At 54.2% G+C, this 18420-nt stretch carries 16 protein-coding genes and 2 pseudogenes; 3 read left to right on the top strand and 15 right to left on the bottom strand.

The features are described 5' to 3' along the window. Nucleotides 1–8 precede the first annotated feature (8 nt). Nucleotides 9–1088 carry a LysR substrate-binding domain-containing protein gene (locus tag AB4O05_RS18400; protein WP_460136135.1) on the top strand — a complete coding sequence of 360 codons (1080 nt, stop codon included), beginning with the start codon at nt 9–11 and terminating at the stop codon, nt 1086–1088. Nucleotides 1089–1297: 209 nt separating this feature from the next. On the opposite strand, the gene AB4O05_RS18405 is transcribed toward AB4O05_RS18400, so the two are convergent. Together AB4O05_RS18405 and AB4O05_RS18410 are read right to left on the bottom strand one after the other, a co-directional pair. Next, nucleotides 1298–1651 (bottom strand): hypothetical protein, encoded by a 354-nt coding sequence (locus AB4O05_RS18405; protein ID WP_460136134.1) that lies wholly within the window; start codon nt 1649–1651, stop codon nt 1298–1300. 234 nt (nt 1652–1885) lie between these two features. Next, on the bottom strand, nt 1886–2776 hold the full coding sequence (locus AB4O05_RS18410; protein WP_460136133.1) for a LysR family transcriptional regulator: 891 nt from the start codon (nt 2774–2776) through the stop codon (nt 1886–1888). Between the two features lie 168 nt (nt 2777–2944). Here AB4O05_RS18410 and AB4O05_RS18415 point away from each other — a divergent pair, with 168 nt between their 5' ends. Further along, nucleotides 2945–3907, top strand: coding sequence for an alpha/beta fold hydrolase (locus tag AB4O05_RS18415; protein ID WP_460136132.1), 963 nt, complete (start codon nt 2945–2947; stop codon nt 3905–3907). 145 nt (nt 3908–4052) lie between these two features. On the opposite strand, the gene AB4O05_RS18420 is transcribed toward AB4O05_RS18415, so the two are convergent. From AB4O05_RS18420 to AB4O05_RS18455, 8 genes and pseudogenes are all read right to left on the bottom strand, one after another. Further along, a complete protein-coding gene (locus AB4O05_RS18420) occupies nt 4053–5249 on the bottom strand; it encodes a multidrug effflux MFS transporter (protein WP_460136131.1) in 1197 nt (398 codons plus the stop codon). A gap of 357 nt (nt 5250–5606) precedes the next feature. Then, nucleotides 5607–6242, bottom strand: coding sequence for a glutathione transferase GstA (gene gstA, locus AB4O05_RS18425; RefSeq protein WP_460136129.1), 636 nt, complete (start codon nt 6240–6242; stop codon nt 5607–5609). A gap of 108 nt (nt 6243–6350) precedes the next feature. Beyond that, nucleotides 6351–6956: a TetR/AcrR family transcriptional regulator gene (locus tag AB4O05_RS18430; protein ID WP_460136128.1), complete on the bottom strand. Its 606-nt coding sequence runs from the start codon at nt 6954–6956 to the stop codon at nt 6351–6353. A 15-nt stretch (nt 6957–6971) separates the two neighbouring features. Further along, nucleotides 6972–8192, bottom strand: a complete 1221-nt coding sequence (locus tag AB4O05_RS18435) for a multidrug effflux MFS transporter (RefSeq protein ID WP_460136127.1) — start codon at nt 8190–8192, stop codon at nt 6972–6974. A gap of 73 nt (nt 8193–8265) precedes the next feature. Beyond that, nucleotides 8266–8506: pseudogene (locus tag AB4O05_RS18440) on the bottom strand (hypothetical protein); the annotation flags it as partial. Nucleotides 8507–8800: 294 nt separating this feature from the next. Then, nucleotides 8801–9673 (bottom strand): methyl-accepting chemotaxis protein, encoded by an 873-nt coding sequence (locus tag AB4O05_RS18445; RefSeq protein WP_459077111.1) that lies wholly within the window; start codon nt 9671–9673, stop codon nt 8801–8803. Beyond that, nucleotides 9656–10426, bottom strand: a pseudogene (locus tag AB4O05_RS18450) (MCP four helix bundle domain-containing protein); the annotation flags it as partial. The gene AB4O05_RS18445 and the pseudogene AB4O05_RS18450, both read right to left, overlap by 18 nt. Before the next feature lie 324 nt (nt 10427–10750). Then, nucleotides 10751–11941 carry an acyl-CoA dehydrogenase family protein gene (locus AB4O05_RS18455; protein ID WP_460136125.1) on the bottom strand — a complete coding sequence of 397 codons (1191 nt, stop codon included), beginning with the start codon at nt 11939–11941 and terminating at the stop codon, nt 10751–10753. A 259-nt stretch (nt 11942–12200) separates the two neighbouring features. Here AB4O05_RS18455 and AB4O05_RS18460 point away from each other — a divergent pair, with 259 nt between their 5' ends. Next, nucleotides 12201–12728 carry a flavin reductase gene (locus tag AB4O05_RS18460; protein ID WP_460136124.1) on the top strand — a complete coding sequence of 176 codons (528 nt, stop codon included), beginning with the start codon at nt 12201–12203 and terminating at the stop codon, nt 12726–12728. Between the two features lie 56 nt (nt 12729–12784). Here the strand turns inward: AB4O05_RS18460 and AB4O05_RS18465 are convergent, their stop codons facing one another. The 5 genes from AB4O05_RS18465 to AB4O05_RS18485 form a co-directional block, all read right to left on the bottom strand. Continuing rightward, entirely contained in the window at nt 12785–13726 is a 942-nt protein-coding gene (locus tag AB4O05_RS18465) for a LysR family transcriptional regulator (protein WP_460136122.1), read from the bottom strand. Then, on the bottom strand, nt 13727–14284 hold the full coding sequence (locus AB4O05_RS18470) for a cytochrome b (protein WP_460136120.1): 558 nt from the start codon (nt 14282–14284) through the stop codon (nt 13727–13729). After that, complete coding sequence (locus AB4O05_RS18475) at nt 14284–15360, bottom strand: catalase family peroxidase (RefSeq protein ID WP_460136119.1); 1077 nt, start codon at nt 15358–15360, stop codon at nt 14284–14286. The genes AB4O05_RS18470 and AB4O05_RS18475 overlap by 1 nt, the downstream gene beginning before the upstream one ends. Nucleotides 15361–15620: 260 nt before the next feature. Further along, the gene (locus AB4O05_RS18480; RefSeq protein ID WP_460136118.1) at nt 15621–16574 is read right to left on the bottom strand and encodes a PDR/VanB family oxidoreductase; all 954 of its coding nucleotides are present in this window, start codon (nt 16572–16574) and stop codon (nt 15621–15623) included. 65 nt (nt 16575–16639) lie between these two features. Then, nucleotides 16640–18160 (bottom strand): aldehyde dehydrogenase family protein, encoded by a 1521-nt coding sequence (locus AB4O05_RS18485; protein ID WP_460136117.1) that lies wholly within the window; start codon nt 18158–18160, stop codon nt 16640–16642. Nucleotides 18161–18420 lie beyond the last annotated feature (260 nt).

An 18420-nucleotide genomic window follows, 5' to 3' on the forward strand; every position in this document is an offset into this window, starting at 1 on the left:
ACCAGGGCGTGAGTGTCTGCGGTAACCTGCTTTTCACCTTTGGTGATTTATTGTCAAACCAGGTCGCTCGAACAATCCGCATTGGCTTTTCCTTGGACGTTGGGATCTATTGTTGCCCTGCGGCGAACTTCGATTGTGCGAAAGTACACAAGCCGCTACAAATCATGTGTTTTCAGCCTATAGAAGAGAAAAACTACGCTATGAGAGCTGATACGCCCCTTCGGGCCATAGCTTGCTTCGACGCGGTCATGCGAACGGGAAGCATCAGTCTTGCGGCAAGCCAGTTGTTTGTGACGCCGGGAGCAGTAGGGCAACAAATTCGCAAGCTGGAAAGTTGGCTAGGGACACCGCTGTTTGTGCGCACCGTCCGCAGGCTACGACCAACGGCTGAAGCCCTGAGCTATTGGGAACAGGTGAAGCCAGCGCTTCGCCAACTGGAGACCGCCAATCTCGCTGCCCGAGGTCTTAGAGACAGGCAGGTACGTTTAAGTCTGCCGCCGGCGTTCGCTAACTCCTGGTTCGCAAAGCGGATGCCATTGTTCACGGAGCGTCATCCAGAGGTGCAACTGCACCTGAGTGCATCCACCGATACCGTGGATTTCAATGACGCTACCTGCGACCTTGCAGTGCGGCATTTCGACGGATATCGCAGTGCCGTGAACGCAGAACTGCTCTTGCCGGACGAGGTAAGGGTCTATTGCAGCCCGGCCTACCGCGAACGGCTCCAGTTGCATGCCCTTGATTGTTTGCTGGGAGCAACCTTGCTCTATACGACGTCGCATGCCTACTGGTCTGAATGGCTATCATCGGTCGGGATGTCTCCCGATAGCTTCTCCAGCAGCCTCAAATTCGATCAGTCCGAGTTGGCAATCGACGCGGCGCGGCGCGATCAAGGTTTAGTGCTCACCAGCCCTTGGCTGGTTGAGGAAGACGTACAACGAGGCCTTCTCGTACCGGTCTTTGACGCTGTACTAAAGACTGGTAAAGGCTATTACGTGGTGCAGGCCAAAGATGTGGTGTTGGGTGAGGCTGCCCAACTGTTGCGCCGGTGGCTTTGCGACGTAGCGCAGCGAGTTCAACAAAACTGATGACTTAAGGGCGATGCTTTCTATTTAACGTGAACGGCAGCGGTCGAGAAGGTGACTTTGCCAAACGCCTTTCGCCAAGTCGCCAGGATCAGTGCAATCGCGCAATGCAACCTCACAGGTTCACCGGACGAAGGTGTACACCATCCTGAAGCCCCATTTATGGGGCGGCATGGTGGTGCGGCTCAGCGGTTCCGCCCGGAACGGTGCCTTCATTTCTTCGCAGATGTCCATCGTCCTTTCTTACCTGAGCGCAATTTGCCGGCGAGCCATGACAGCGCTATCGCCGGAATTGAGAGAAAGGCCGCAATGATGATACCGGCAGCTAGCAACGGGGATGTACCCGAAGTCGCCAAAACCACGGGGATCTGAGAGAGCATTACAATGCCGCCTGCGGACCACTGTGAGCTTTTTAGAACGGCTCCAAGGATCACGGACAACACTAGCGCGGCGGGATAGATGAGGGTCCAGTAACTGGCCAGGTCCCAAGGCTCCGCAGCGCCTGTGATTGCTGAAACAACAGTCCAAAAAAACAGGGACACAACGCAGGTAACAATGAATGGCATGAACAATTCCTGGAACTTGGGGGGCAAATCGGCTTTGGTGGTTATCGTAATCGTGGTCGATGATCCAGTCTCTTGATTTTGTTCTTAACCCTCTCGTGAAAAAATCACAAATTCCCGCGATTGCAGCCATCTTAGAAATTTTCGGCCTCTAGCCCACTTCGTCGGCGTGTTCGCGCCAACATCCCCGATATAACTCTTATGCCATCTGAATGTTTACGCACGCAATCGCTGAATTTACTGATCCAGGCGTTGACGAAACCGAGGAACAGCAAAATCCAAAAACCGCCTCATTTTCAGGGGCATGTGTCCAGGTGACATGTGGATCAGGTTGATAGGCGCCGACGAAGGCTCATATTTATCCAGCACAATCTCCAGCAGTCCCTCGCTGACCGCTTCCGCGACCTGGTAGTGCAATAACTGAACGACTCCAACGCCATCAATGGCAGCCTGCGCTGCGGCTTCAGCGGTCGTCACCGATAAGCGCGGGGTAATCCGCCTCGTTGATTCCGCCACGCCATGTTTAGAGTGTTGAAAAGGCATAGGGGCGTCAAGTCGCACGGTTGGCAAGTGCTGCAGATCTGCGGGACATTCAGGTCTTCCATACGCTTCCAGCAGCCTGGGACTCGCGCAAATTACGGTTCTCATGGCCCCCACCTGAGTGGCGATCATGCCGCTGTCAGCGAGTGTTCCGATGCGTACTGCCATGTCCACGTGGTCGTCAACGAGGTGCGCGTTGCGATCTGAAAGCAAGAGCCGAATGTTGATTTCGGAAAACTCCCCTAAAAACGCGTTGACGATCGGCAGCACATGCAGCCTACCGAACATGATTGGCGCGGTCAGGACCAGCTCGCCTTTGGGGGCAATGAATTCTCCGGCAGCTTCGCGTTCGGCCACCTCCAACTGCTCCAATATTCGGCGCGCCGCATCCACATAAGCCACCCCTGCATCGGTCAACGAGAGCCTGCGCGTGGTTCGAATCAATAAACGGCTACCTATCAGCATCTCCAGGTCAGAAATTTTCCTGCTGATGGTGGGAAGGGGGATGTCGGCTAGCCGGCCGGCCGCCGTCAGGCTGCCAGCATCAATCGCAGCCACGAGCAGCTTCATTGCCTCAAATCTGTCCATGGAATGTTCCAATATTTGGTAGGGAGATTCCCGATATTATCGGATTATGCAGGTTTATTGAAACAGGCAATATAGCCCTATCAAGTGGGTGCGCCTGACGCTCGACAAGCCATGAACTCACCCCTGATAGACCACTTATCTTTTTCATTTAGTGTCCAAGGAGTTTGCATGAGCATTAAAAGTTTATTAGCGGCAACGGCCCTCAGTGCAGCGCTCGTCAGCGCAGGAGTGGAAGCAGCGGACATTAGCCATCAAAGGGCAAGCGACGTCCAACACCATTTTGTCGAGGTAAAAGGGGTCCGCATCTTCTATCGGGAAGCGGGCGACCCATCGGCGCCAACCATCGTGTTGCTTCATGGGTTCCCTACCTCATCCTTCATGTATCGCGACTTGATGTCGAAGCTGGCGGACCGTTACCACGTGATTGCCCCTGACTTCCCGGGTTTTGGATTTTCGGACAGCCCTGATCGGGCGAAGTACTCATACACGTTCGACAACATCGCCAAAACCATGGACGGATTTACTGAAGCGCTTGCGCTGAATCGCTACGCTCTTCAAGTTTTCGACTACGGTGCGCCTGTAGGCTGGCGGATGGCCGTCGCACACCCCGATAGAATCAGCGCAATCATCAGCCAAAACGGGAATGCTTACGTTGAAGGCCTCAGCGAGGGCTGGAACCCGATTCAACGTTACTGGAACGCTCCCACTGCCGAGAACCGCAACGCACTGCGCGAGCTGCTCAAACCAGATTCAATCAAGTGGCAATACACTCATGGCGTAGCGGACCCTGACCGTATAGCACCTGAAACATACACCTTGGATTACGCGTTCGTTTCGCGACCAGGTAACGATGAAATCCAGCTAGACCTGTTCGCAGACTATGCTACCAACGTAAAGCGCTACCCAGAGTTCCAGGCGTATTTCCGCAAATATCAGCCGCCGATGTTGGCAGTCTGGGGAAAGAACGATCCGTTTTTTCTCCCGGCAGGAGCGAACGCGTTCAAGCGTGATATTCCCAAAGCTGAGGTACACCTCTACGACACCGGGCACTTCGCACTGGAAACACACTTGAACGAGATCAGTGGCGAAATCCACCGTTTCCTAGACCGGAATGTGGTGCAGCAAAAATAAGCCCCGTCACACGTCTGCAACGGCGGGCCGTGCGCTCGCTATTGCTGGTCCTCTCTACTCACTCGTTATCGTGCCCTGAAGGACAGGTTGACCATCGGGGTAGGCGCAGGTTTTGTTACTCGGCGGTGAAGCATCTAGTAATCTCCTATAAGCCCGGGAGCGCTACATCACGTTTGTGCTGCAAACGGCGGGTCAGCATTGCAAGCGTCACGGCCAACGCACCGCATGAACTGATGACCAGCGCCATTGGCAACGCCGTACCATCGTGAAGCACACCCACCAGCGCGGCCGCTGCTGCCGCCACGCTGAACTGCAGGCAACCGAGCAATGCCGACGCGCTGCCCGCGCGCGCCCATTGCCCGTTCATGGCGCAGGCTGAGGCATTGGGGGTGATGGAGCCCAGGCAGGCAATGCAGATAAACAAGGGCACCAGCAGGGGCCAGAGCTGTTCGGTGCGCAGACCGGCAATCGCCAACAATGCCAGTGCAGCAGCGAGGTACATCCAGATAACCCGCGACAGCAGGAACGCAGGCCCCTTTTTGCCCACCAACCTGGCATTGAGCTGCGAGACCAGAATGAAACCCGCCGCATTGGTACCGAACAGCCAGCCATAGTGCTCAGGCGGCACTCCGTACAGCTTGATGAACACGAACGGCGAACCGGCGATGTAAGAAAACATCCCAGCCATGGCGATCCCGCCAGTGAGCGCGTGGCCCAGAAAAATACGATCGCCCAACAAGCGGCGGTACTGCGTCAGTGCGCCTGATAAAGGCTGGCGAGGATGAGTGGCGGGCATGCTTTCCGGCAGGCCCAGCGCCACGGCTATTGAAGCCAGCGCACTGAACGCCGTCAGGCTGATGAAGATCGACTGCCACCCATAGAGGTTGACCAGCAACCCGCCGAGCATGGGCGCCAGAATCGGCGCCAAGCCCATCACCAGCATTAATTGCGAGAATACTTTGGCCGACTGAACGGCATCGCACCTGTCGCTGACAATGGCTCGGGCAATCACCATCCCCGCACAGCCGCCCAGCGCCTGAACGAAGCGCGCGCCGATCAGCCATTCCAGATTCGCCGCGAAGGCACACGCCAGCGATGCGAGGGTGAACAGCGAAGCCCCGAACAGCAGCGGGATACGTCGGCCGAAGCGATCCGCCACCGGCCCGTAAGCCAGTTGACCGATGGACAAGCCCAGAAAATATGACGCCAGCGTCAACTGGACATGCTTCTCGTCAGTGCCAAACGCCAGAGCAATGGCCGGGAAGCCAGGCAGATAAAAGTCGACGGCCAAAGGGCCGAAGGCGCTCAAGGCACCGAGAATAAGGATCGCGCGCAGGTTCATCAGACATCCAGACGATATTCAGAGCAGTGGGGTACCCAACCCCGCAAAGCCCAGACATGGTGTCCACTTAGTTTGAGTGGACACCAGTTCTAGCCTTTTAAGCGGGTATTTCATGCAGCCAACACGTTATTCCTACTCCAACTCCTTCAAAGCCCAGGTCATTCAGGAGTGTGCCCATCCAGCGAAATGGAGCTGGATACCGATCAACTCCCGGCAATGGTAGATGACTTGGCCGGACGCATACGCTGCTATGAAACGTCAATCCACTGGACGCCTGTAGCCAACCTGGACAAGCTCGGTGTTTGCGGGCGGCGATTGTCTGCAGTGGGCTACCCGTTGGCAACGGGTATCAAGACGCTAGTTCAAGTCGAGACCTTCCTCGAGTATGGACTGTTGCACGGCTTCACGGCTCTTCACACGCTCGTACCAAGCCTGCAGGTGATGAAGACTGTCAAGATGAAGTGGCGTATCCTCGTAGGACTTAAGCCAGGACGCCTTAGCCCATCCAGTCACCGCAAACAGGTAGGTGTCAGCGACCGTGAATTTGTCACCCATAAGAAACTGTTTGTCTGAGAGATGCTGATTAATCCAAGCGTAGCGTTTCTCCAATTTGGGTCTTGCAATCTCGATGTAATCTCCTGCCGGAGCAGCATAAAAGAGCGGAATAAAGCCCTTATGGATTTCCGTTGAGAGGAAGGCGAGCATTTCCTGAAGCTTGTATCTTTCAAACGTTCCGTTGGCTGGAGCAAGGCCTATTTCTGGGTGCTGGTCCGCAAGATATTGAATGATTACAACTCCCTCCAAGAGCATTTCACCATTATCAAGCTCAAGCGCAGGAATGTAGCCGTGCGGGTTGACCTTGTAAAAGTTCTTCCCCTCTTCTGTTACATGATCTTTGAGGTCGACCTTGATGAATTCGACATTGAGGCCAAGTTCGTTTGCAACGATGTGTGGCGAAAGGGAGCAGGCGCCAGGCTTGTAGTAGAGCTTCATTCTGTGATCTCCATGGAATTAATTGTCGTGCTTTAAAATGTGAAGTCTATGTTAGTGCGCTTTGTAAGCGACTCGCTCGCTACGTTTTGCACCGTTTGCATGGATGAGCTACCCATGTGCCACGTTCCCCACAGCCAGAGACAGCGAATCACCAAGAATGCGCCACAAAGCGGCAAGACGCCGACAGTAGGTGCCTTCACTACAGTAAATCAACTCGACATGAAGGCTGTCGATCACAGCTATATAAGCATCCTGAAATATCGAAACCTCGTTCGCCGACAGGGCTGGATACCTGTTCTCAAGGCTTACGCCAAAGTGTTCACGCAGGCGATCAAGATAGGCTTCAAAGCCACTCGCAACCGTTGCCTTCAGCTCCGAAGGCGGAAAAAATGCCGTGCGCAGCAGGAAACGCAGAGCAGCGGAAGACTCGTAGCGGTTTGAAAGACTTTCCGTGTACAGCTTGCCGGGCTGGTCGTTATTTGCCGGCACGTTTGCAAACATCTCTTCGATATAGTGCATCTCCGTCACCAACGCCAGACTCAGGACGGCGTCGAACAGATCATCCTTGCTTTTGAAGTGCGCGTATAACGAAGGCTTGCGCATTCCGGCCATGACAGCAATGTCGTTGAGCGACGAGGCGTCGTATCCACGCTCAGCGAAGTGCACCAAGGCGATGTCACAGATTCTGCCTGCCGACGGGCTCAGCACTTTCATCAAGATGTCCTTTAATCAGTGAGTCAACGCAGTGATGTGCTCGGTCCTACCCTGGCACACACTGACCCAGGTCAGCGCGCCCACCAAAACGGCGCAGACAATCAGGAATGAGCACCAGGCAGTAGCGCCATGGCTGCTCGCCCAACCGGTCAACGGTGTGGCGAAGGCCGAGATGCCAAGCTGAAAAGCGCCCAGCAATGCAGCCGTTGAGCCCAGCGCAGTGGTTTGCGAAGACATCACCAGGGTCATCAATGTAGTTTCTGCCATCCCCAATCCAAGCAGTGCTATCGCGACACCGGCGGCCAGCCAGTACAAACCATAACCCGATACTGCTGCGCCGTAGGCGATCACAGACCCTGCAAAGATGCAAAAAGCCCCAGCTGTTGCAATGCGGGCCAAACCGTACTTGCCCACCAGTCTGGTAGCCACGACGGCCCCGATAAGAATCGCTATGCCAGTTGCGCCAAACAGCGTACCAAACTGGGCAGCAGGCAACCCGTATTCCTTCTGATAAACAAATGTAGCGCCGCCTACATAGGCAAAGAGAAAGAAGAACACGGCTGACAGCGCTAAGGTGGGCCTTAGAAAACGAGTGTCTTTTGCGATGCGCGCATACGTGCGTATCGCCAGTCCCATATTCAATGGCTCGCGCTTTTGCATGGGTAGTGTTTCAGGCAAAACAGCCATCGAATTCACCGCCACCAGCGCACCGAGGACAGCCAGTACCAGCATGACGGCCCGCCATCCGAAATGCGCCTCAATGTAACCACCCAACCCCGGGGCGATGATGGGAGCAACACCTTGAATCGTCAGCAGCAGGCCAAAAAGTTTTGCTGCCTGAACGCCCTGAGTGACGTCACGCACCATGCTCATGATGACTACCAACGTCAAAGCACTGCCTATCCCTTGGGCAAATCGTGCCACGAGTAGCCACTCAAGGGTTGGTGCCGCTCCTGCAGCCAGCGCACTCAAACTGAACAGCAACAGGCCTGCTATCAGTGGACGTCGACGGCCCAAGGCGTCGACTACTGGCCCGAACAGCAATTGCCCAAGCCCCATTGCCAACAAAAAGACCGTGAGCGTCAGCTGAATGCTGGCAACACTGGTCGAATAATCAACCGCCATTTCGGGCAGGCTTGGCAAATACATATCGACGGCTGAGGGCCCCAGTGCGGCGATGGCGCCCAAGGCAATGGCAAACTTCAGTGAAGGATTGCCGAAATGACTCTTTTCCATAACAAACTCATGATGAGCTTCCTACCGGAAGGTAGGAAAGTGGCGTGAAGTTAACGAGAACCGAGAGGCAAGGTCAAGCCGTTATTTTCTTAGTGGCCAGGCAGCACCTGCCAGCGCTCCGCGCAAAGCATGCGCACGAAAGTGTTTTAGGCTTCAGTTCAAAGTGTTTTTTTCAAGAAGCGGCTGAAATGAGCGGAATCTGTGAAACATCATTTTTAAGCGATCGAGGTAAGCGACTCAGTGCGCAGAAACGGGTTGGCCAAATCGATCACGCTGCGTTCGAGCCTGGCGCGCTGGATGTATCGGCAAACGCTGGCACCTTCCCCACCAGCGATGGGAGCGGAGAGGGTGGCCATCTCCTTGTAGTCGGGGCAATTTGGAGGCAACACAGAGGACCATCTGGCGCCGTTATCCAGCGCCACGGTTGGCCCACACGCCAATGGGACACTTAGCGCCAATGGCCGTAACTTTGTGGGCGGGATCAGGGTTCAAATTGAGCTCTGTGAGAGCCAGACTTGCCTGAGAACTAGGCTCCTTGGTATATCAGGCAGACCTCTTCATCGCACGCGCGGGCAAGCCTCGCTCCAACAGATGGCCTCCGATACCTCTTACAAGCGAAACCTCGACACCATGCTGTTCAGGTCAACCGCCAGGCGGGTCAACTCGCCGCTGGCGGCGCTGGTCTGGGCGGCGCCGTTGGAAGATTGCGTCGACAAGTCCCGGATGTTGACCAAGTTGCGGTCCACTTCACGGGCGACTGCAGCCTGTTCTTCCGCAGCGGCGGCGATGACCAGGTTACGCTCGTTGATCTCGATCACTGCGGTGTTGATGGTCTCCAGCGCCAAGCCTGCGCCTTTCGCGATGTTCAGGGTAGATTCAGCACGGTCAGTGCTGTTACGCATTGAACTGACCGCTTTTTGGGTGCCGCCTTGAATGCTGCCAACCATGCGTTCAATTTCGCTGGTGGACTGTTGGGTGCGATGGGCCAAGGCGCGTACTTCATCGGCGACAACCGCAAAGCCGCGACCGGCTTCACCGGCCCGGGCCGCTTCGATAGCTGCGTTCAGCGCCAGCAGGTTGGTCTGATCCGCCAAGCCACGAATCACGTCCAGAACCTTGCCGATGTCGCGGGACTCTTCCGCAAGATTACCAATCAGATCGGCGGTGCTTTGCACATCCCCGCTCATGCGTTCGATAGCGTTGACGGTTTCGTGAACCAGATCCCGGCCATCGCCTGCTGACGCCGTCGCGTTTTTTGACGCCTCTGAAGTGCTCACTGCGTTACGCGCCACTTCTTCGACGGCGCTGGTCATTTCGTTGACTGCAGTCGCGGCTTGTTCTATTTCGTTGTCCTGCTGCGCAAGGCCACGGGCGCTTTCATCGGTAACTGCGTTCAGTTCCTCGGCAGCGGAAGCCAGTTGTGTTGCGGATCCGGAAATACGCATCAAGGTATCGCGCAGTTTCTCCTGCATTTTTTGCATGGCTAGCAGCAACCGGCCCGCTTCGTCAGTGCCATCAACCTTTATTGGTCGGGTCAGATTACCTTCGGCGATGGTTTCAGCCGCTTCAAGTGCCAATGCTATCGGTTGGGTGATGCTCTTGGTCAGCAGCCAGGCAAACAGCACGGTCAGCAGCGAGGCAATAATTAGGAGGCCGACCACCAGGTCGAAGGCAGAGCTGTAATCGTCAGCAGCGGATTGATTGATGATAGCCAGCTGGGCGTTATTGAAGTCAGTAAGCTTGCCCAGCGCCACGTTTGTCTGTTCAGAGTTGGCCGCAGACTCGGAGGTCAGCAGGCGCGTCAAATCCTCCAGATTGCCGGCTCGGCTGAGGCTGACAAGACGCGCCTCGATCTTCCGATACTCAGCCACCAACCGCACATAGTCATTGAAGTCGGACTGCTCTTTGGGCGATGAAATCAGCTTGGCGTATGCAGTCTGTAACTGGTTAAGCTGCTGATTTTGATCCGCAAATAATTCGAGGGTCCTGCTCTGGGCTTCCGGTTCGCGATCGGTCAACAGTCGATACGACAACACTCGCAAGTGCAGGCTCGCCACTGTGAGGGCATTCAGGTTCTGGAAGCTAGGGACGCCATTTATCGCGACGTCATCGCCTGCTGCACGGATCTTGCTCATCTGCGACAGGGCGAAGAGGCCGAGAATCAACATGAGCGCGCCAATCAGTGAAAACCCGAGAAATGCGCGCGGAGCAATATTCATTGTTCTTATTGTCATGGTTTTCCTAAAGCGTGGAGTGTGCTCCACGCGAGCTGCGGCGGATGGTCCAGCGCATAGACCTTTATCGGTCACCTGATGACACTCTTGAGCGGTAAAAGGCGTGTGACGTTGATAAAACAGAGAGCGCTCACTCAACGACTTTCATACAGGAGCGACGCTGGCGCGATGCAACTCGATTACGAGAATTTCCACCCCAAACGACCTGGATGCGCTCTTCGTTCATTTGATAGATACACGCTAACTAAGCATTAAGTACTTCTCGTACAGAATCAGCTTATGAGGCAGAGGCTGCTTGGCAGAAGCAGTTGTGCCGATTAGCGCTCAAGGATAGGGCATGTTCGGTTCGATGCCAGCGAACACCGCGCCGGCGCCGTCATAAGTCGCTTCGCCGAGGAAAGCATGCTGTGTTACTACCATGGAGTCGCGTACGATCCATTGCAGACGATTGTCATTGAAGATGGCTGCAGTCCCAGCCAGTCGATAAGCCTTCATGACTACGTCCGCTCCGGTATGAGCTGCATGGGTGGCGCTGAGGCGTAATAAGTTTGTCTGCTGCAGGGTCACCGGATTACCGGCCAAAAGCGAGGCCCATATAGCTTCGGCGGATTCGTAGAAAAACGCCTGGGCACTGCGCAGCATCGCCTCTGCCTTACCCAGTTCGCTGCGGTAATAAGCGCGATCACCCAAGCGCGGGGCACCGGTGACAGTCTTGGTGCTGCCCGACATTGCGATTACCAAGTCCAGTGCTGCGCGTGCCAGCCCAAGGTTAACGGCGGCATGGACCTGCGCCTGGTAGGAAACGGATGGGTAGTGATAGAGGGGTTCGTCAATGGTGGAAGCGCTACCACGCACGAAAGTCCACTCGCGTTCGACGGTCTTTTTGTGCAATTTGAGGTCATGGCTACCCGTCCCTTGCATTCCGACAACATTCCAGTTGTCGACGATCTGCACTTCGCCTGCCGGGAACACTGCGGTCAGCGGTTTGCCTGCTGTCGGTCCTCCACCGTTGGCCGTTGTGCCACCGATGCCTACACCAATCCAGTTGGCACCTTTGCACCCACTAGCAAACCGCCAGTGCCCGCTGACTTCCCAGCCATTTTCAGTCTCTTTGGCGGGTTGTAGAGGGTAAAGGCCGCCAGCATAGACCTGGTCTGGCCCGTTGGCATAAATCAACGCTTGGGTTGCCGGGGGGAGTGCCGCCAGGTAGATGTTGGCTGAGCCGAACGCGGTCACCCAACCGACCGACCCGTCAGCTTCGGAAACCCGCTCTACGATGCGCAGGAACTCGGCTGGAGGCAGCGCATCGCCACCGAAACATTTGGGAGTACTGGCGCGGAAGATACCCACTGCTTTCATTTTTTCGATCATGTCTAAAGGGACATGGGAGCGTTGGTTAAACTCGCTGCGACGCTCGGCAATCTCCGCAATCACATCATCCAGGGAAATCGCCTTGATGCTGATTGGAGCGCCTTTACGTGTATCACGATCATCGAAATTGTTTTTGCTGTTCATGTTTATTGTTCTCTGGCTAGGGTGATTGCATACACGTTCAGAATGCGTGGGCTGATAAGAAAAAATCAAATTCGGAATATGAATAAGCTAAATAATCTGTGGGAATTAACTGTCGTGCCATGCGCCTCTAAAGGGGAGGGCGTTTAAGGGCGATGGCTATTCCTGCTGTCAATAGTGCGTATGAGTAAAGCGAATTTGACCGGATGAACAATCCGTCTCAACATGGATTCACCCAGTCAATAATTACAAGGTGAAGGTTATGGTTAGCGATCAATCAAAACAACATTTTCGGCAAGCGCTGTCATTGTTGTCTGCGGCGGTGAATATCATTACTACCGATGGACCCCATGGTCGCTTCGGATTAACTGCGAGTGCGGTCTGTTCGGTCACTGATACGCCCCCAACATTATTGGTTTGCATCAACCGTAACAGTTCAATTCATGAGGCGTTGCTGGGCAACAGGGCGTTGTGCGTAAATATACTGACCGGTGATCTGGAGGGTGTTGCGCGACAGTTTGCTGGTATGACCGACCTGCCGCCTGCTGAACGTTTTACCGGCCAGGATTGGCGGACAGGCTCCTCGGGCCTGCCGGTGTTGAACGACGCCCTAGCAAGCCTCGAAGGAAACATAGTAGATATCAAGGAAGTCGGATCGCACTCGGTATTATTTGTCGAAATTAACCAAATTCAGGTCCGTGAAGAGGGCGAGAGTCTGATTTACTTTGGGAGAAACTTTCACCGTCTAGGGCGGGCTGCAGCCGTCAACGTACAGACGTCGGCATCCTGAATAATTGCAGTTCCCCATTCGTGGGTGACAGGGTTTATAAAGAATGCTCGCACGCATCATTTGATATGAACTCCAGTATGGCTGCCGGAGGCAAACAGACTAATGATTAACCCGCGCAGCCAGGTTATCCCGGCATCCGATAGGAAACGGCTATGGCAATAAAGTCCCACCGAGATGGCTGGCAATTCGATAGGTAGGCTCAGCAGTCGATAGCGCTGGTCGCGGTTTAGCTGCATGGCAATGGCACGTGGCAGAATCAATGCCAGGTCAGTGTTGGCAACGATTTTCGGGGCAATCGTGAAGTTAGGCACTTTCAGAGCGATTTCGCGCGCAATGCCGGCCTTTCCAAATGCTGCATCGGCGGTTAGGCCATGGCCGGTAATATTGCTCGAAACGTCAACATAGCGCAGGGCGAGTATGTCCTGAACGCTCAATTCATCCTCCTGAAAAGGATGGCCGTCGCGCAACAGACAAATGAATTCGTCGTCTAGCAGGTTTTCGTGGATGCACTCTTCACCAAGTTCTACCAGATAGCCTATCGCGATATCTACATCACCTTTGCGCAATGCCATAGCCAGTTGCTCTATAGGCATTTGACGCACATCCAGGCGTACTTTCGGCGCCTCGCGCGCTAGCACTTCCATCACCGTCGGTAGCACATAAAGTTGCGACATATCCGACATGGAGATGCGAAAAGTACGATCCGCTGTTTTAGGTTCAAAGTTCGAAAACATCATTAATGCGCTTTGAATAATAATTAGCGCATGTTCGATGGGTCCGTGCAGGCGAATAGCTGCGTCAGTCGGCTCCATTGACGTTGCTGTTCGTACGAACAGCGGATCGTCAAAAACATCACGTAGTCGGCGCAGTGCGTGACTGACGGCGGGCTGGCTGAGGTGTAGGCGTTCAGCGGCGATTGTCAGGCTGCGGTGTTCCCAAATAGCCACAAAAGTCCTGAGAAGATTCAGATCGATCGTGGCCATGTTGATGTGCGTCATTTATTTACCAGGAGCCTTACGCGTGATGCTGGAGAAGACGCCGTCGCGGTGTATCCAGGCATGTATCAGCGCTGCGCAAAGATGTCCTAATACAAGCAGAAACAGAACCCAGGCGAATAACCCATGTGCGGCCCGAAACCAAGCGTAAAGCGCGGAGCTGACTGGAGCAATTGGTGGAAGATTCCAGCCCGCGAACATGGTGACAGGCCAATTTCCGGCAGAGAGCGTCGCCCAACCGAGCAGTGGCAGGCAGAGCATCAGCATGTAGAGCAATAGATGCGAAACATGCGCCGCCATTGCCTGCCAGTACGGTACGCTGGCAGGCAATGGCGGCGTGGCGCTTAAAAGCCGATTGCCTAGGCGCAGGATAGCCAAAAGAAGAATGGCGATTCCCAGAGGCCTATGAAGATCAATGAGCCAGGGACGCAGGCTCAGAGAAGACATCATGCCTACGCCTATAAATAGCATAGCCAGGATAAGGGCAGCCATGAGCCAATGGAGAAGCCGTGCCGCGAAGTTGAAATTTTGCACACCGCTGTGCTTCTGCTGGGTATGCATTATTTGATTTCCTTTTTGCCAACCGCGTCAGCGGCTTTACCAAAACCGATTTCTCGTAATCTGGCGTTATAGGACTGGGAGTAAATACCCGCACGGGCTGCAAGCACCGGATCGTCTGAAAGTGCTATTCCTGAAGGTACAAGCGTAGGGTCAAAGTTAATGTCACGACATGCCCCATGAGTTTGCTCTACCACCTGGTTGACCTCTAACGTCCCAGCGATTACCTCCTTGCGGTTGCTCGGCCATGGTTGAGAAGGGTCGTTCACCGGATCTCCTGCCTCGGCCAGTTGGAATACCAGATCCCAATACAAGGGTGCTACACCCACACGCTGAGTTATTTCATCAAACAGGAAGTCATGACTGGCTTGCGCATGAGCCTCTTTGCTCAACATCTCTACAGCCGCACGAGGGCGCATGGACCAGCGCACAGGTTGACGTTTTCCATCCGCTGCAATGAGTACGAAGGCGTTGATGGAATTATATTCGGTTCCTGCAAAACTGGCCGGCCAAGTCGCATTCGCCTCTCGCTCTACAGACTTGCGAGCCTCTGGATATTTTTGAAAAAACGCGGCCACCTTGTCCGGGGCTGGTTGTCCAGTGGCAGCCACCGGTTCAAAGGCTTCGACCTGCGCCAGGAAACCCTCTGCATCCCGAGTCGCGAAGTAGGGTTCGTTGTTGAGCTTCATTCGCCACTGTGACTTATCGTCGCCTACCAGCATGAGTGCCATGCTGACGGTCGCTGTCGAATTGTCCGCCGCATGCGGGTCCACGGTGCCGATTGAAAAACGCCCGACAGCGGGAATGTTGGCCGGTAGAAAAATACGTGAGGTCGACAGAGGGACGGCCGCGCCGCTCGCATGAAAAGTCCCACTGAAACACATACCCTTACCGTGGGCCCGTCGATAGCCTGGGGGAAAATTATCCAGGGAATCACCCAGAAACTCTTTTGTGGTAACGCCGGTGCCTAAGAATCCTCCTGTCCAGGCGAAAGCCAGCACAAGAGCTGTCGCGATGCTGAATATGCCCAACAACGGCACTCGATATTTCCATAAGCCCTGAAGGTTATTCTTAAGCATAAAATTCTCAGCTGCACTTTGTCAGGCAGCGCTGGATTGAAACTGCCGAATGGATAGCGCCAACACTAATCGGCGCAAAGCAGTAGTCATGTGTAAGACAGAGGGATTTGAACCGCCGATACGGCACGAAAAAATCCCGGTGGGCTCAATGGGTTTGCTTGAGCGGCAACGCATGATAAGCCCTGCGCCAGAGCCTGTGTGTCATTACATTGCTGAGGACGCCCAAGACAAATGACGCCAGCGATGCACCGCTTTTGACGTTATATGTCCAGCACCAATCGTGGAGATTTTGATCGTGAACAGCATACTAATATCGTATCGTTCGCCGCTTTTTCATCAGCAGTGAGATACACATCGCGATGGTCTGGTTCACCCTCTAAAACATCACAGAGGCATGTGCCACAAACACCCTGCTCGCAGGATATTTCGATATCAATACCTACTTCAGCCAGTGCTTGATAAATGGTCTGCCCGGTCATGACATTGACGGTTTTACCGCTGCGCGCCGCCACAACCTCAAAACCAGACCCATTGGTATCAATGTCGGCCTGAAAGTATTCGCGGTGAATGTGTGCATCAGGGTAGCCGAGTTCGAGAGCATTATTGATAACCCACTTCATAAAACCTCCCGGTCCACATGTATAGATGTGAGCCGTCTCCTGGCGGCCTCCTAATACGCGTTTGAGGTCCAGTTTGCTTTCAGGTTCATCGTCGAAGTGCAGCTGGACGGCTTGGGAAAATCCGGAGAGCTGCAACTCTTCAAGAAACGCACTTCGGCTACGTGAGCGTGCGCAATAATGCATTTCGAATGCCTTGCCCCTGGCTTCAAGCGCATAGGCCATGGCCAGCATCGGTGTGATGCCAATACCCCCTCCGAGCAGGATTGAACATTCGGCATTCAAGTCCAGCGGGAAATGGTTACGAGGCAGGCTTATGCTTACCTTTACGCCTTCAAGCAATTCCTGATGGACTGCAATGGACCCACCCCTGGATTGAGGATCTCTCAATACCCCAAGGCGATAAATGCCTGCGTCAGCGGGATCACCGCACAACGAATATTGGCGGATCACATTTGAGGGTAGGTGCACATCAATATGGGCACCGGCTTCAAAGGTCGGTAAATTGCCGCGGTCTGCCCGCGCCAGCTCGATGACGACCACATCATCACCTTGCAGCACTCGTTTAAGCACGACTACGTTTAGGAGTTCATTCATCGGGTAATACCTGTACGCACGCGGGAAGACAATTCATATTGATGGTTTAAAAAGCTCGCCAATCTTCATTCAGCCTGATCAAAAACACGCATAACACCGGCCTTGAGTGACGTGTGGGCGAGTAAGCCTTCTTCACCCAATTCATGACCTGCGCCTGAATCCTTCATGCCGCCGAAGGGGAGACTGAGATCCAGCACATTGTGGTTATTGATCCAGATAGTGCCTGCCTTCACGCCGCCGAAGAAGGTCGTGATCCGATCAACGTTTTTGGTCCAGATACTGGCCCCCAAACCAAATGAGGTCGCATTGGCGCGCTGGATAACCTCACGGTCGTCCTTGAAGGAAAAGGCTGTTAGCACCGGCCCAAAAATCTCCTTTTGGGATGTGATGCTGTTGTTTGTAAGGTCGGTCAAAATGGTAGGCTGAATATAAGCACCAGGGCTGTTGATCGTTTCGCCCCCACACAGTAATTCTGCACCGGACTCAAGGCCCTGGTGGATCATGCTCATCACCTTGTCGCGGTGGGCGTGATGAACGAGTGGGCCCATCTGCGAACTTAAATCCAGACCCGGGCCAATTTTGATGGTCCGTGCGATTTCAGCGACTCCCGCAGTGACTTCGGCGTAGTGGCGTTCGTGGACGTACAGCCGAGAACCTGCGCAGCAGTTTTGACCATGATTGCCGAAAATAGCCCAGGCAGCGCCGGGAATAGCGATGTTCAGATCGGCATCTTCGGCGATGACGACCGGTGACTTACCGCCGAGTTCAAGCGTGTATTTTTTCATCAGGGGCGCTGCTATTGCGGCGATTCGCTTCCCTGTCTCAGTCGAGCCTGTAAAACTTATCTTGTCCACGCCAGGGTGCTCAACAAGCGCCGCACCCACTTCATGACCTAGGCCGGTAATGACATTGACAACTCCAGGTGGAATACCAGCTTCATTACATAGCTCCGCCAGGCGCAAAGTAGTGAACGGGGTTTGCTCAGCGGGCTTGAGAACCACAGTGCACCCCGTTGCAAGAACAGGTGCCAATTTCCAGACCGCTTGGCAAAGCGGTACGTTCCACGGGGTAATTGCTGCTACTACACCCAGTGGCGATCGTTTTGTGAAACCAAAGAATTTTTGATCCGGAAGGTAAGGAACGGACAAGTCCAGGGTTTTTCCAGAGATTTTGGTGGACCACCCCGCCATATAACGCAGCGTATAAACCGACAGGTCCGCATCGAATGCGCGAGTGTTTCGAATAAGGCGGCCACTGCTGAGCGTCTCGAGTTCAGAAAGCTCCTGAGCATTTTCCGCAATCAAATCAGCTAGCCGCAGCATCAAAGCTTCACGTTGATAGGGTCTCATTCTGGACCAGGCGCTGTCTTCAAATGCCTTGCGTGCAGCGGCAACTGCCAGGTCGACGTCAAATTGGTCTGCCTGTGCGATTTGACCTAATTCAAGACCGTTACTAGGATCGGCGATAGAAAAGTATTTTTCTGAATGCGGGTCCCTGAACTCACCATTAATGAAGATTTGAGTGCGTTTGCCGATCCTGGATTTAGCCCCAGCGCTGAGGTGTTCGTAGTTATTTGCCAATGTCATGATCGAATGCCCATTGTTATTGTTTCAGGGGCCGCTATCGTACTAGCGGAATATAATGGAAATTAATATCCCGCACCGTCAAGAGTTGGACAATGACAGCAGAGGTACCTATTGTTGCCCTTGCTGCAACAAAGGCGAATCATCCAGGTGGTGCGTCCAATGTCTCACTTGCGTGTAGGGCGGATTGGTTTTTGCTGATCGTGCCCTAGGCCGTGGACCACGACTGCACTAAGCTGAGACTATGACGATATCGGGTAAAA

The organism is Pseudomonas sp. S1_G07 (assembly GCF_054668565.1).